This is a genomic window from Streptomyces sp. NPDC096339 (genome assembly GCF_044762985.1).
Classification (GTDB): Bacteria; Actinomycetota; Actinomycetes; order Streptomycetales; family Streptomycetaceae; genus Streptomyces.
Map to the genome: position 1 here is coordinate 1 of NZ_JBIWFI010000046.1, position 13,912 is coordinate 13,912.

Annotated in this window: 11 protein-coding genes, 1 tRNA gene and 1 pseudogene; 5 read left to right on the forward strand and 8 right to left on the reverse strand. The window is 71.2% G+C overall.

Annotation, left to right across the window (positions count from 1 at the left end):
• Positions 1-114: 114 nt before the first annotated feature.
• The 3 genes and pseudogenes from ACIQ5Y_RS35810 to ACIQ5Y_RS35820 all read left to right on the forward strand — a co-directional run.
• On the forward strand, positions 115-1,230 hold the full coding sequence (locus tag ACIQ5Y_RS35810) for an NAD(P)/FAD-dependent oxidoreductase (protein WP_403890370.1): 1,116 nt from the start codon (positions 115-117) through the stop codon (positions 1,228-1,230).
• A gap of 20 nt (positions 1,231-1,250) precedes the next feature.
• Entirely contained in the window at positions 1,251-3,050 is a 1,800-nt protein-coding gene (locus tag ACIQ5Y_RS35815; protein WP_403890373.1) for a carbamoyltransferase, read from the forward strand.
• Between the two features lie 199 nt (positions 3,051-3,249).
• A pseudogene (locus tag ACIQ5Y_RS35820) lies at positions 3,250-3,894 on the forward strand (histidine phosphatase family protein); the annotation flags it as partial.
• Between the two features lie 122 nt (positions 3,895-4,016).
• On the opposite strand, the gene ACIQ5Y_RS35825 reads toward ACIQ5Y_RS35820, so the two are convergent.
• The gene (locus tag ACIQ5Y_RS35825) at positions 4,017-4,520 is read right to left on the reverse strand and encodes a nucleoside deaminase (RefSeq protein ID WP_403890375.1); all 504 of its coding nucleotides are present in this window, start codon (positions 4,518-4,520) and stop codon (positions 4,017-4,019) included.
• A gap of 908 nt (positions 4,521-5,428) precedes the next feature.
• On the opposite strand from ACIQ5Y_RS35825, the gene ACIQ5Y_RS35830 reads away from it, so the two are divergent.
• The gene (locus tag ACIQ5Y_RS35830) at positions 5,429-6,202 is read left to right on the forward strand and encodes a phosphotransferase (protein ID WP_403890378.1); all 774 of its coding nucleotides are present in this window, start codon (positions 5,429-5,431) and stop codon (positions 6,200-6,202) included.
• 292 nt (positions 6,203-6,494) lie between these two features.
• Here ACIQ5Y_RS35830 and ACIQ5Y_RS35835 read toward each other — a convergent pair whose 3' ends face one another.
• Together ACIQ5Y_RS35835 and ACIQ5Y_RS35840 are read right to left on the reverse strand one after the other, a co-directional pair.
• Positions 6,495-7,019 (reverse strand): hypothetical protein, encoded by a 525-nt coding sequence (locus ACIQ5Y_RS35835; protein ID WP_403890381.1) that lies wholly within the window; start codon positions 7,017-7,019, stop codon positions 6,495-6,497.
• Positions 7,016-7,213: a hypothetical protein gene (locus ACIQ5Y_RS35840; protein ID WP_403890384.1), complete on the reverse strand. Its 198-nt coding sequence runs from the start codon at positions 7,211-7,213 to the stop codon at positions 7,016-7,018. Before ACIQ5Y_RS35840 ends, ACIQ5Y_RS35835 begins: the two co-directional genes overlap by 4 nt.
• 396 nt (positions 7,214-7,609) lie before the next feature.
• On the opposite strand from ACIQ5Y_RS35840, the gene ACIQ5Y_RS35845 reads away from it, so the two are divergent.
• Positions 7,610-7,682 (forward strand) — tRNA-Arg (locus ACIQ5Y_RS35845).
• A 55-nt stretch (positions 7,683-7,737) separates the two neighbouring features.
• Here ACIQ5Y_RS35845 and ACIQ5Y_RS35850 read toward each other — a convergent pair.
• The 5 genes from ACIQ5Y_RS35850 to ACIQ5Y_RS35870 form a co-directional block, all read right to left on the reverse strand.
• The gene (locus tag ACIQ5Y_RS35850) at positions 7,738-8,976 is read right to left on the reverse strand and encodes an ATP-binding protein (protein ID WP_403890387.1); all 1,239 of its coding nucleotides are present in this window, start codon (positions 8,974-8,976) and stop codon (positions 7,738-7,740) included.
• A gap of 140 nt (positions 8,977-9,116) precedes the next feature.
• Positions 9,117-9,743: a sortase domain-bontaining protein gene (locus tag ACIQ5Y_RS35855; protein WP_403890389.1), complete on the reverse strand. Its 627-nt coding sequence runs from the start codon at positions 9,741-9,743 to the stop codon at positions 9,117-9,119.
• Positions 9,744-9,960: 217 nt separating this feature from the next.
• Complete coding sequence (locus ACIQ5Y_RS35860; protein ID WP_403890392.1) at positions 9,961-10,167, reverse strand: hypothetical protein; 207 nt, start codon at positions 10,165-10,167, stop codon at positions 9,961-9,963.
• Positions 10,168-10,282: 115 nt separating this feature from the next.
• Positions 10,283-12,094 (reverse strand): MFS transporter, encoded by a 1,812-nt coding sequence (locus ACIQ5Y_RS35865; protein ID WP_403890512.1) that lies wholly within the window; start codon positions 12,092-12,094, stop codon positions 10,283-10,285.
• Positions 12,095-12,257: 163 nt separating this feature from the next.
• Positions 12,258-13,912: D-alanyl-D-alanine carboxypeptidase family protein (locus tag ACIQ5Y_RS35870; RefSeq protein WP_403890395.1), on the reverse strand; the 1,655-nt coding region annotated here is incomplete at its 5' end.

Consider the following 13,912-nt stretch of genomic DNA (forward strand, 5'->3'; position numbering starts at 1 on the left):
CCGCCAACTCGCCCTCTACATCAACCTCCTCGGCGCCTGGAACCTCCACCTCTTCCCCTGGGACGCCACCGACGACCTCCGCCAACAACACCCCGTCAAGCTGGAGCAGCCCGCATGACCGCGTTGCCCGAACACACCGAGACCCTCGTCATCGGCGGAGGGGTCATCGGCACGTCGATCGCGTGCCACCTCGCCGAGGCCGGCGTCGGCACCGTCCTGCTGGAGCGTGGCGCTCTCGGATCGGGAGCTTCCGGGAGCACCGCGGGCGTCGTCCGTACGTTCTTCCCCGGCAGCCCCCTCACCAGCCGGCTGGCCGCCCGCAGCCTGGAGGCGTACCACGCCTTCCACGAGCGGACCGGGACCGACCTCGGCCTGGAGCGCTTCGGCTTCCTGGTGCTGTTCACCGAAGAGGAGCAGGTGGAGGCGTTCCGGCGGGAGCAGGCCGCCCACCAGGCCGCGGGGGTGGACGTCGAGCTCGTGACGCCGGCCGAGGCCGCGCGGCGCAACCCGCTGGTCGACACGAACGGCATCGTGGCGGCGGCCTGGGCGCCCGAGGCCTACGCCATCGACCCCGGCTCGATCGTGCGCGGCTACGCCGCGGCCGCGCAGCGGGCCGGCGCCGTGCTGCACACGGGAACACCCGTCACCGGCATCGACCCGGACGGGCGGGTCCACACGCCTTCGGGGAGCATCCGCGCCGACACGGTCATCTGCGCGGCGGGCCCCTGGGCGGGCACGGTCGCCGCCCTGGCGGGCGTGGACCTTCCGGTGATCACGTACCCCGTCGACATGCTGCTGACCGACCCGCCCGCCGATGCCCCGCGCACCGCGCTGCCGATGACCCTGCACCCGTCCAGCCTGCGGATCAGGACCCTGGGGGACCGGATCCTCGTCGGGATGGGCCGCCCCGGCCCGGACGAGTCCAGGGAGGAGTGGCTGGGACGGGTGTCGGGCGGGCTCGGCACCACCTATCCGGCCCTCGCCGGGCAGGGGCTCGACCTCGGGTGGACCGGTGATCTCGACGTCAGCCCGGACGGGACGGCCTTCATCGGCCGCGTTCCCTCCCGCCCCGGCTTCATCTACGCGGCGGGGTTCTCCGGCCAGGGACTGTGCCAGGCGCCCGCGGCGGGAGAGATCGTCCGCGACCTCGTGCTCGGCAAGCAGCCCTGGACCGACACGGCCGGCCTCACTACCGACCGCCTGTCCGGTGCCACGGCCACGGCCGCGTAGCAAGAGAAAGGAATTTTCACATGATCGTCTTGGGCTGTAACGGCTTCACCCGGGTGTCGGAATTCTTCGCCGAGAACCTCGGCGCGGTCGGCATCAACAAGCACTACCTCATGGGCCACGATGCGGGCGCCTCGCTGCTGGTCGACGGCGAGCTGGTCGCGGCCGTGGAGGAAGAGCGCCTCAACCGGGACAAGAAGACCACCGACTTCCCGTTCAATTCGGTGAAGTGGTGCCTCGACCAGGCCGGAATCGAGTTCTCGGACATCGACCTCATCGCCATTCCCTGGGACTGGTCGGCGAACGTCCAGGAGCAGCTGCTGGCCGACATCGCGGCGGCGCCCATGGACCCCGGGGCGCAGGCCTACGTCGTGGACAGCATGCGCAGGCTGTTCGACGAGATCGTCAGCCCCGAGGCGATGATCGCGGACTTCGCCGCGCGCACCGGCTTCACCCCCGACCCGGAGAAGGTGGTGTTCGTACCGCACCACCTCGCCCACGCGATGACCGGCTGGTACCTGGCCGGCATGAAGGACTCCGCCTTCCTCGTCAGCGACGGCCGCGCCGAGCGGTTCTCGACGCTGATGGGCGAAATCCGCGAAGGCCGGATCCGGGTCTTCGAAGAGACGACGATCGGCGCGGAGTACTCGATCGGCATCCTGTTCAGCGCGATCACCCGCTTCCTGGGCTTCGTGCCGAACAACGACGAGTACAAGGTCATGGGCCTGGCCGGATACGCCGAGCCCCCGGTCCCGAACCCGTTCGTCGAGAAGCTGATCGAACTGCGCGAGGACGGGCGGTACACCTTCTCCACGCCGCTCGCGACGGAGGACCCGCACAGCCTCGACCCGCTCTTCGAGGAGTACTTCGGCCCCCGGCAGGACACCCTGGAATACCAGGGCAAGGTGGCCGCAGCGGCGCAGGAGATGCTGGAGGTCGTCACCCGCCACCAGGTCCGCGCACTGGAGGCGAAGTCCGATCTGGACCACCTGCTGTTCGAAGGCGGCGTGGCGCTGAACTGCCTCAACAACACCCCGCTGTTCGAGGGCTCGCGGTTCGAGGACATGGAAGTCAGCTTCGGTGCCAGCGACACCGGCATCACCATCGGCGCGGCGGTCCAGGCCTGGATCGGCCACCCGGACGGCGCCGGCCAGGTGAAGCCCATCGCGCCGGTCACCCCGTACCTCGGTCCTGAGTACGACGAGGCGACGATCGAGCGGACCCTCGCGGAGTTCGGCGACCGCGTGGAGTGGACGAGGCTGAGCGACGACGAGATCGTCGACCAGGTGTCGAAGCTGCTCACCGAGAAGGTCGTCATCGGCTACTACGAGGGCCGGATCGAGCACGGGCCCCGGGCCCTGGGGCACCGCAGCATCCTCGCGAACCCGAGCTTCCAGGACATCAAGGACATCATCAACACCAAGGTCAAGCACCGCGAGCCGTTCCGCCCGTTCGCACCGCTCGTCCTGGAGTCGGACGCCTCGCGGGTCTTCGACATGGGCCGCAAGACCCGGTCGCCGTACATGACCTTCGTCTTCCCGGTGCGGCCGGAGTTCGTGGACGTGATCCCCGGTGCGGTCCACGTGGACGGCACCTCCCGGGTGCAGACGCTCACCGACGAGGCCACCCCGCGGCTGGCGGCGCTGCTGCGGCGGTTCACCGCCCTGACCGACGTCCCCTGCCTGATCAACACCTCGTTCAACGTGGCCGGCGAGCCGATCGTGTGCACCCCGGCCGACGCGCTGAACTGCTTCCTCGGCACGGAGATCGATTACGTCGTGCTCGGGAACCACCTCGTCAGGAAGACCGCCGCGTCCGCCTGACCCGCCCATCCGCTCACCGGCCCACCCGTCGCCGGGACGTCGTACGCCGACGTCCCGGCGACGCTTTGATTCCGTACGCCACTCACGCCCAGGAGCAACCGGCTTGAAAGCACACGAGGAGAACGCCCTCAACGACCACGAGAAGCGCGAGGAGCACGAGGAGCGCAAGGCCCACGAGAAGCACGAGGCGCCCGAGCCGGCTCCAGCCGGGCTCGCCGACCAGGGCACTGCCACCACGCTCCTGCTCGTACGGCACGGGGAGACGGCGCTGACGCCCGAGAAGCGGTTCTCCGGCAGCGGAGGCACCGACCCGGGGCTCTCGGCGGCCGGGCGGCGGCAGGCCGAGGCGACCGCGGCGCTGCTCGCCGCGCGCGGGGACGTGCGGGCGGTCGTCACCTCGCCGCTGCGGCGCTGCCGGGAGACCGCCCAGGCGGCGGCCGGACGCCTGGGGCTGGAGGTACAGGTCGACGAGGAGCTGCGAGAAGCCGATTTCGGGGCCTGGGAGGGGCTGACCTTCGCCGAGGTCCGCGAGCGCCACCCCGAGGAGCTGGCGGCCTGGCTGCGGTCCCCGGCGGCCGTGCCGCCGGGCGGCGAGTCCCTGGACGTGGTGGCCGAGCGGGTGGCGGCGGCCCGGGACGGGCTGCTGGCGCGCCACGCGGGACGGACCGTGCTGGTCGTGTCACACGTGGTACCGGTGAGGCAGCTGATCCGGCTGGCGCTCGGCGCGCCGCCGGAGTCGCTGTTCCGGATGGAGATCGCGGCGGCGTCGGTGTCGACGGTCGCGTACCACGCGACCGGGAACGCGTCCGTGCGGTCGTTCAACGACACGTCGCACCTGCGGTAGGCCCCGGGCCACGACAGGCCCTACGGGCCGGCACAGGCGAAAGCGCCCCGGTCTGTGCGTCCGGGGCGCTTTTCGTCGGTACCGGCTCCCGTGACCGCGCGGAGGAGCCTTGACCGGGTCGCTCAGTAGTCGATGCGGTCCGTCTTGGCCAGCCAGGCGTCGAACGGCGCCGTACGGTTCGGCAGGTCGAGGCGCTCGATCGACATCGGCCAGTCGCCGGAGGCCTTCACCTCGAGCAGGTCGTAGAACTTGCGGTCGTCGAAACCGGCCACCGCGGCGTCGTCACGGTCGGCGGCGAAGATGATGCGGTCCACGCGCGCCCACAGGGCGGAGGACAGGCACATCGGACACGGCTCGCACGAGGTGACCAGGACGCAGCCCTCGAGGGAGAAGGTCCCCAGCTTCTGGCAGGCGTTGCGGATCGCGGTGACCTCACCGTGCGCCGTCGGGTCCAGGTTGGAGGTGACCTGGTTGTTCCCGGGCGCGATGATCTCGCCGTCCTTGGCGATCAGGGCGCCGAACGGACCGCCGCCGTTGGCGACGCTCTCGGTGGCCAGTCGGATGGCCTCGTCGAGCCAGGCGATCTCGAGAGCCTGGACGCTCGCTTCGGTGGTGTGCGCGGTCATGGTCACTCCTTTGGAGAGGGTGGGGGATTCCCCGGATGGTGTGCTGCTGTGCCCGTGCGGTGCTCCGCACCCGGGGCTGAAAGGGGCCCGCAGAAGGCCGCCGGCGGTCAGGTGTGCTGGTGACACCTGCGGTCGATCAGCGCGACGGGGCGCCGACCGGTTGCTCCGGTGCGGCCGGGATGCGGATCAAGTCCGACCCGGTCGCATTGCGGATGGCGTGGATCAGGCCAAGCGACGTCGACGCGCCGACCAGACTGCGTCACACTCAAGGCCCTCCCCCTTCGTTCGGCCAGGAAACGGGAGGGACCGGAATCCTGGCTGGCATTTCGTTGCCGCACGGACGCCCCAGGAGCGATGGCGACCCGGAGTCGGCAGGCGCATTCCGCCTGCTTCGCGGCAACTCGTCACGAGTAGACAGGCAACCGAGTGGTGTCAGCTAGCGGTCGAAGACATGAAAACTGCCCTGGCTGAGAACCGCTCTTCGTAGACTTCTACGAGAGCCTGTCCACTCGTCGTGTCATCCCTGGTTCATGCTCCGGCAATGATGCTTCTCGGCCAGGCCGAAAATCTGGAACCGGACGGGAATCGGCCACGTCGGGTCGGGCCCGGAGACATTCGCCACCTCGCGCCGCAAGCGGAGGGGCAGCCGGGGCCGCGAGCCCCACGGCTCCCGGCCCGCCGAAAACCGAAGCCCTCGTCGAGGGCGCCACCCCTACCGACCGGTCGGTCCGCCGCCTCGGCGAGGGCCTCGTCGCGCTCGCGCAGGACGCACCGGACCGCGATGTGCCGGCGTGGCCAGACCATCGGCAAGCCCCTGCCGGAGCCGCAGGTGAACATCGACTTCTCGGACGGCATCCCCCCGTCGTCCGCCCGCCCTCGCCGGCGACCGGTTGTCCTACCATCGGCGGATGATCGAGGACGGCGCCACCGACCAGGGCAGTGTCACCACGGTCAGGCGGGTCGGCGAAACCATCAGACGTCCCGTGCGGGATTTCACGCCGGCGGTGCACGCACTGCTGAACCACTTGGAGTCCGTGGGCTTCGACAAGGCGCCGCGCGCGCTGGGCATCGAGGGCCGGGATGAAGTGCTGTCGCTGCTCCACGGGGAGCCCGCCTTCAAGCCCTGGCCCCCCGGTCTGCGATCCGAGCGCGGGCTGGTGGAGCTCGGGCACTGGCTCCGGGACTACCACCGTTCCGTACGCGACTTCCGACCTTCGCCCGGCTACCGCTGGCAGCAGCACGAAGGGGAATGGCGGCCGGGCATGGTGATCCGGCACGGCGATCTCGGCCCGTGGAACTCCATCTGGGAGGGCGACCGCCTGACCGGTTTCATCGACTGGGACTTCGCGGCACCCGGATACGCCGTGGACGACCTGGCTCAACTCGCCTGGTACGCGGTGCCGTTGCGCCCGACGGATCCCGAACGGGATCCGGGCCTGACCGACGCGGCGGTGCTGCGCGGCCGCCTCGCGGCCCTCTGCTCCGCCTACGGAGCGCAGCCGGGCGCCGTACTGGAAGCCCTGGAAGCGCTCCAGGAACGGGAAGCCGAGCGCATCCGACGCCTGGGTGCGCTCGGAATCGAACCATGGGCCGACTTCCTGGCCCGGGGTGACGCGACGGAGATGCGCGAGGAAGCGGACTGGCTCCGAGCCAACCGCGACCTGCTGCTCGGCGGGGCGTGAGGACCACCGACACCTCGGGCCCGAGGCGTCGGTCCCTCGAAGCGCCGCGGGGCCTCCGCCACCCCCTGACGGCGCACGCGGCGCCCACGGCCAGGCCCGGGCAAGCGCCTCGGATCCGCCGTCGCGGACGAGCGGTACCTGTCCCCCCGCCGCCGCAGGCCACCACCGCTATCCGACAGCGTCCCGCCGCCCCACCCGCCGCTGGACGCAGGTCGGGCCCGGTACGCGATGTCCGTCGCATACCGGGCCCCGGCGTTGCCGTAGAGCCAAGGGCAGAGCGGTCTGCGCGAAGTCAGTCCTGTTCCCAAGGCGTGGGATGCGGGCGGCGGTGCCACCACCAGCCGACCGGGGTCTGGTCTGCGGAGCCGCCCATCAGTTCCCTGCGCAGGCTCCCTGACGGGTCTTCTTCCGTTACCGCGGCAAACCGACTGTCCAATTGCTCCAGCGCCTCGCCGAGCAGCTCGGCGACCTCACTCGGTAGGCGGGCGCCGAGGGCGGCGAGCTCGTCGCGGGCTTCCAGCCTCTCTCGATAGAGGCCGACTGGATACCACCCTGATGGAGCCCACCCAGACTCCATCTGTCGGATGACCCGCTCCCACACGACCAGGTTGTCCTTCGCGGACCAGATGGGGCTACTCACGTCATCGTCGAGGGAAAGCCTCGCGAGAGCCGAGGCGGCCTGCCTCACCTTGTCCACCGATGCCACGAAAGCATCGGCAACAGGGGTGTCCGGCCTCTGTTCCCGCACGATCTCGGCAAGCGCCCCGGCCATGGTCTCGGGGCCGACGGCGGCGACAGTAAGAAGGTTGTAGGTCACGGATACGTCCCGTTGTAGATGGCCAGGGCTTTCTCGACCATGCCCGGATTGTTGGTAAAACGTGGGGCCTTGGTCAGCTGCGGTGCGGCACTGAGGTCCCGCTCCTGTGCGGTCAGGCCGGCCTCGTCACGGTCGGAGGTGCTGCCGATCAGGGCCGCGCATTCCCACACCAAGCGCTCCGCCTCGCCTGACATCCCTCCACCGGCGCGATGGCCGCACCCCACCCCAGGGGTGCGGCCATCGCCCTTTACGCCTCGCCTTAGAGGGCAAGAGGACAGAACGGACGCCCCAGACGGCCCTCCCCGCCCCCACACCGGCCCCAACATCCGCGCCCATCACCCCAGACGATCGGAACCCCCAGGTCACAGCCACGCCCTCACCGAAGAGCCGCTCCCGCGACAATCCATGCGCCCACGCCCAGCCTGATCCGCTAGGCTGTCAGCGGTCAGTCGGCTACCAGGCCCGTGCCCGGGAAAGTGTCCGCGAGGACGTCATCCGCATCGCATGTGCACGCCATCTGACCAGCATGCTTGTCGAGCCGGGCCGGACTACCCCTCTGGGGTTTCCCGCAGGGTTTCCGTCAAGCCCCCGCCTTCGTAGCTCAGGGGATAGAGCACGGCTCTCCTAAAGCCGGTGTCGCAGGTTCGAATCCTGCCGAGGGCACAGAAGCGAGGACCCCCGGCCCGTAGGCCGGGGGTCCTCGTGTTCGGCGGGGTGTTCAGCGCCCGGGCGTCGGGAGGGTGACGCGGGCCTCCGCGCCGGTCGGGCGGCGGTTGTGGAAGGTGAGGGTGGCGCCGAGGGTGCGGGCCTGGCCCGCCACGATGGTGAGGCCCAGGCCGTGGCCCTTGTTCATGCCCTCCGTGCGGAACCGCTGCGGGCCGCACGTCAGGAGGTAGGGCGGGTAGCCGGGGCCCTCGTCGGTCACGGTCAGCGTCGGGCCGTCCACCGTGAGGGTGACCGGGGCCGCGCCGTGCTTGTGGGCGTTCGCGATCAGGTTGCCCAGGATGCGGTCCAGGCGTCGCCGGTCCGTCTCTACCCGGAGGGAGGCGATCACCTTCAGGGTGGTGTCGGTACCGGAGGCGCGGATCGTGCGCGCCGCGAGGTCGGCCAGGTCGTACGAGTCCAGCTCCACGCGCTCGCTACGGGTGTCCAGCCGGGATATCTCGAGGAGGTCCTCCGTCAGCGCGCGCATCGCCTGCACCCGGTCCCGTACGAGTTCGGCGGGGCGGCCCGGGGGCAGCAGTTCGGCGGCCGCGTTCAGGCCCGTCAGCGGGGTGCGCAGCTCGTGGGCCACGTCCGCCGTGAAGCGCTGCTCCGCTTCGAGCTTGCCCTGGAGCGTGGAGGCCATCGTGTCCAGGGCGCGGGAGACGGCGGCCACCTCGTCGCGGGAGCGCGGGGAGTCCTCGACCCGCGCGTCCAGGTCGCCCGCGGTGATCCGGCGGGCCACCTGCGCCGTCTGGTGCAGCCGCCGGGTGATCCGGGTGACGACGAAGGTACCGACGAGGAGGGTGCCGCCGATGGCCAGCCCCGAGGAGCCGAGGATGGCCCGGTCCAGTTCGGCGATGGTGCGCTCGCTGCCGGTGAAGTCCACGGAGACGGCTATCGCGGTCTCGTTGTCCGCGGGCGCCGCGGCCCACATGGCGGACCGGCCGCGGTGTTCGCCGACCGCCGTGCCGCGTTTGCCGCTGACCGCCAGTGCGCGCAGTTCGGGGGGCAGGCCCACGGGGTCGATGCCCTCGCCGCGCGCCATGCGCCCGCCGGTCTCGTACTCCTTGACGATCCGGTCCAGCTTGCCCAGCGCCTTCTCGCGGGCCGTGGAGACCGTCTGGCGGGTCATGGCTCCGTGCACGAGTCCGCCCAGGAGCGCGGCGAGGACACAGCACATGAGGGTGATGAAGGCCGCGGCCTTCCAGGTGAGGGTCGAGGTCCAGGCGGGCAGGCGGGGGCGCGGGGTCATCGGCTGGGCTCTGGCTCCGACGGCTTGGTTGTGGTCGTGGGTGTGGGTGTGGGTGTGGGTGTGGGTGTGGTCGTGACGTGATCGTTCCCGGGCGGTTCACCGTAATACGCGTACCCCGGCGGCCGTGCGGCGGTGTCCGGTCAGGCGACCAGGTCCGCGTAGAAGATGACGTTGTCGGTCCGGTGGCCGTCCTCGATCTCGCCGCCGCAGGTGAGCAGGCGCAGCTCGGGGCGGTCGGTGGCGCCGTAGACCTTGCCGGTGGGGAAGTCCTTCTTGTTCACGTCCTCGATCTCGCGGATCTTGAACTTGGCCGTCCTGCCGTCCTCGCGCGGCACCTCGACGAGATCGCCGAGCTTGATCTTCTCGACCTCCTTCATCAGCGCCGGGCCGTGGCGGGTGTCGAAGTGGGCGACGAGCACCGAGACGCCCTTCTCGCCCGGGGTGACGCCCTGGGTCCACCAGCCGGGGTTGTCCGCGTCGGTGTCGGCGTTCGGTACGCCGAGCTCGCCGGTGGCGGCGTCCACCGTGAGGTCGACCATCTTCTTCGCGTCCACGCCGGCCGCGTCGATCTTCATCCCGGTCGGCTTGGACGGGGGAAGGGCCGGAACGCCCTCGGGCGCGGAGCCGACGGCGGGGGACGGGGCCGGGGCCGGGGCCGAGGTGCTGTCGATCCTGGGGCCGGGCGCGGGCTTCGCACCGCCCCCGCAGGCGGCGAGGCCGCCGGAGACGGCGACGACGAGGGCAGCGGTACGGAAGGTGGCGCGCATGGGTGGTTCCCCTCGGGTCGGCGGGTGCGGTGCGGCGGTCCGGCACCGCCGACGCTACGAGGGGCACGTGTTGGTGTTCCGTAGGTGATGTAACGGTTGCCCGGATTCTTCCCCGCGAGGCGATGAAGGCCCTTCCGGGACCAAAGTCCCAGGTCGGGGGGCGGAGACACGCGAAAGCCCTCCCGGTCCGAAACCGGAAGGGCCTCGCCATCTCGAATCAGCTCAGGCCGCTGGTGCGTTCGCCGATGCGGTCGCCCTGCGGAGTGCCGGCCCGCTTGAGCGCGGCCTTCGTGTGCAGTCCGCCCTTGACCTTGCTCCGTACCGGCCCCTCGAAACCGTGGCCCTGCGCGCGCGGCGGCACTCGGTCCTGCGCCTGCGCCCTCGCGATGGCTGCCCGGACATCCTGCTTCTGCTCTTTGGTCATCCCGTCGTCAACTCCCTCGGGGGACACGGCATCCAATCGGACTATTGGGATCGTATGCAGATATGGGGATGAACGCACCCGGACCGGGGTCAAAGAATCGCGGATCGGCCCGCTGTCACGGGCCCGGCGGAGCCGGTCGCGGCGGCGTCCCCAGCGAGTGGTGGATCAGCTCCTCCGGGCAGGGCGTCCCCCGAGGCAGCTGGTACTTGGCCGCCACCTGGTACTGCCCCGGCGCCGGGGCCAGCAGCTCCGTCCACACGTCCCCGGCCGCGTCCGGAGCGGCCTTGAAGAGGCAGCCGGCCGTGTTCGCGTACTCCTTCGGGAGCGTGCCCCCGCCGCCGCTCCCGGCCCCGCTCCGGGCTCGCGACGCGAAGCTCTCCTCGGGCGGCGCCACCGGCTTGCCCGCCTCGTCCACCAGCCCCAGCCAGGGCGAGTGCGGGATCCTCACCAGCACCCGGCCCGGCTCCTTCACGTCGATGACCAGCCGGTCCGCGCCCGCCCGCACCACGGTCGCCGGCCCGGCCACCAGGTCGGTCGGCTCGTCGACCTTGAAGAGCTGCCAGTTCGCGTCGCCCCACACCGGCTGGAGGTACGGGAGCCCCGCGCGCAGCAGCTTCGCCTCGTCCTCCCCGCCCGAGTCGGGTTTGTCGGCCGGCAGCACCACGTAGTGCACGGCCCAGCGCTCCAGCCAGGCCCGGTAGCTCTCGGCGGTCAGGGTGTCGTCGTAGAAGAGCGGGTTCCGCTCCAGGTCGGCCTGCCGGTTCCAGCCGCGCGCGAGGTTCACGTACGAGGGGAAGGCGGAGGACTCGCGGTGGCTGCTGGCCGGCACCACCTCGACCCGGCCGCGGTCGGCGCCCGCCTTCTGCAGCTGGTCGACGAGGGGGGCCAGCTCCCGGTTCCAGGCGGCCACCGGGGTGGTGCGGACCACGTCCATGACGCTGTTCGTGGTGATCCAGACGGTGAGCCCGGCGAAGGCCGCCACCAGCGCGTACCGGCGCCGCGAGCGCGCGGCCTCGTACGGGAGGGCGGCGAGCAGCACCGCCCCGCCGAAGAGCATCACCAGCCGGGTGACGTTCGAACCGACCTGGGAGTCGATCGCCCAGGTCAGGAACACCCCGAGGGCGTAGACGGCCGAGGCGATCCGGACGGTCTTCCACCGCTTCGGCACCAGGAACATGATCGCCAGCCCGAACACGAACGGCAGCCACGCCGAGCCGAACTTCATCGGCTGCGTCCCGGAGAAGGGGAACAGCCACGCCGACAGCCCGACCACGGCCACCGGCGCCAGCCCCAGCGCGTACGCGCCCGGACGCCGCCCGCTCAGGAACAGCGCGGCCGCGATCACCCCGAGGAACAGGCCGGCGACGGGACTGGCCGCCGTCGCCAGCCCGGCGAGCGGTGCGGCCACCGCCGCCTTGGCCCAGCGGCGGTGCGACCACTTGCGCGGCCAGCAGAAGACGGCCGCGACCGCGCCGAGCGCGAACATCACGCCGAGCCCGAAGGTGACGCGGCCGGACAGGGCGTTGCACAGCAGCCCGTAGACCCCGGCCAGGGCGGGCCACAGCGGCTCGCGCACGGCGCCCCGGCAGCGGGTCAGCACCAGCGCGAGCAGGCCGGCCGAGACGGTCCCCGCGATCATCATCGTGGTCCGGACGCCGAGCATGTGCATGAGGTACGGCGAGACCACGCTGTACGAGACGGGGTGCATGCCCCCGTACCAGGCGAGGTTGTACGCCGAGTCGGGATGCCGGCCGACGAACTCGGCCCAGGCGTCCTGCGCGGCCAGATCGCCGCCGCTGTTGGCGAAGCTGTAGAACCAGGCGACGTGCAGCAGCCCCGCGAGCACGGTGGCGACGACCACCGGATGCCGCCGGGCCCAGCCGCCCGCGGGCGGGCGGATATCGCCGCCGGCCGGCGGCGCGACCACCGCACCCGCACGCCGGTCCTGCCGCTCAGCGGTGGTCACAGCCGTACTCCCCACACGTGAATCCCACTCGCGCACGCGCAGGTGCGCACGCCCCCGGCCCGATAGACGTGATCCGGCGCCCCGGGGTTGCCCGGGGCGCCGGATCACGCGCACCTCCCGGCCGTCAGCCGATGCGCGTCAGCTTGCTTCCGGTGCTCGGCGCGACCAGGTCGTCCTTCAGTGCCACCGGCACCTTGACCTGGCTGGCGCCCTCGCCCACGGTCAGCACACCGATCTCGGTGCCGGCCTTCGCGCTCTGCGGGATCGCGCCGCCGCCGTCCGAGAGCTTCACGTTGACGGTGAGCGAGGCCCAGCCGACCGCCTGCACGTCGGCCGTGGCCACGACCGGCGTCTGACCGCCGAGGCCGTCGTCCACGTAGCCCACGACCTCGCCCTTCTTGACGACGACCGCGCCGTCGAGGGACTTCTGGGTGGCGACCAGCAGCTGCTTGCTCGCGGCGATGACGGTGTCGATGATCGGCGCCTTGTGCTGGCCGAGGACGGCTCCGACGATCAGCTGGTTGGTGTTGCCGATCTTCTTCTGCGCGGCGAAGAGGAGGTTTCCGCCGGCCTTCGTCGTCGTACCGGTCTTGATGCCGAGCGATTCGTTGCCCGGAACCAGGCCGTTCCAGTTGCGCCACTCCTTGCCCGACGGGTCGACCCACTTGGGCTTCTTCGTGATGTCGATCAGGGCGTCCATCTCGACGATCTTCAGGCCCAGCTTCACCTGGTCCTCGGCGGTGCTGACCGTGGTCGCGTCCAGACCCGAGGGGTCGGTGTACGTGGTGTTGGTCATGCCGAGTTCCTTGGCGGTGTCGTTCATCTTCTTGACGAACGCCTCCTGGGTCCCGGAGTCCCAGCGCGCGAGCAGCCGCGCGATGTTGTTGGCCGACGGGATCATGAGGGCGGCGATCGCGTCGGACTCGGAGATCTTGTCGCCCTCCTTGACCGTGTTGAGGGTGGACTCGTTGTCGGACTTGTCCTTCTGTCCCTCGGTCTCGGCGGTCTTGTCGACGTCGATCATCGCGCCCTTCTCCCCCTTCTTGAAGGGGTGGTCGCGCATGATGATGTACGCCGTCATCGACTTGGTGACGCTGGCGATCGGCACGGGCTTCTGCTCGCCGGACTGCCCGAGCGTGCCGAGGCCGGCGGCGGCCATGTAGGCCTGGCCCTCGCTGGGCCAGGGCAGCTGCGGGGCGGCTCCGTCGAAGGTGAATGAGGACTTCGCGGTCATCACGAGCTTCGGCTGGGGCAAGGGGCGCACCAGCTGGACGACGGCGAGGATGATCACCAGCAGGACGACGATCGGCGTGTAGATCTTGAGCCGCCGGATCGTGGTGCGCATCGGGCTCGGCGGCGGGGGCGGATTGTTCGTGAGGTCCGCGAGCAGGTCGAGCGGCGGCCTGGGCGGCAGCGGCTGCTGCATGGTCCGCTCACTGCCGACCGCCGGAGCGGGCGCCGGGGGCTTCGGGGCGGCCGCCGGGGCGGTGGCCGCCGGCTTGGACTCCTGCCCGGCTTCGGCGTCATCGGTGCGCAGCGGTACGAAGGTACTGTCCTTCGGCGCCGCGCTCCCCGGCTTCGCAGCCCTGAAGGCCGCGGGCCGCTCGCCTGCCCGGTCGCCTGCGGCGGGCGCGGCGGAACCAGGCCGGTCGCCTGCGGCAGCCGAGGCGGAACCGGGCTTCGGGACCCGGAACACCGCGGTGCGCTCGCTGTCGGCGGACTCGCCCGCGGCGGGCTTCCCGGCGGCGGGGGCCGCGCCGGACGCGGGCTTGCCGGCGT

Excerpts from the sequence above, each read along its gene's own strand:
- ACIQ5Y_RS35810 (WP_403890370.1), top strand. The coding sequence starts at position 115 with ATGACCGCGTTGCCCGAACACACCGAGACCCTCGTCATCGGCGGAGGG.
- ACIQ5Y_RS35815 (WP_403890373.1), top strand. The coding sequence starts at position 1,251 with ATGATCGTCTTGGGCTGTAACGGCTTCACCCGGGTGTCGGAATTCTTC.
- ACIQ5Y_RS35825 (WP_403890375.1), bottom strand. The coding sequence starts at position 4,520 with ATGACCGCGCACACCACCGAAGCGAGCGTCCAGGCTCTCGAGATCGCC.
- ACIQ5Y_RS35830 (WP_403890378.1), top strand. The coding sequence starts at position 5,429 with ATGATCGAGGACGGCGCCACCGACCAGGGCAGTGTCACCACGGTCAGG.
- ACIQ5Y_RS35840 (WP_403890384.1), bottom strand. The coding sequence starts at position 7,213 with ATGTCAGGCGAGGCGGAGCGCTTGGTGTGGGAATGCGCGGCCCTGATC.
- ACIQ5Y_RS35850 (WP_403890387.1), bottom strand. The coding sequence starts at position 8,976 with ATGACCCCGCGCCCCCGCCTGCCCGCCTGGACCTCGACCCTCACCTGG.
- ACIQ5Y_RS35855 (WP_403890389.1), bottom strand. The coding sequence starts at position 9,743 with ATGCGCGCCACCTTCCGTACCGCTGCCCTCGTCGTCGCCGTCTCCGGC.
- ACIQ5Y_RS35860 (WP_403890392.1), bottom strand. The coding sequence starts at position 10,167 with ATGACCAAAGAGCAGAAGCAGGATGTCCGGGCAGCCATCGCGAGGGCG.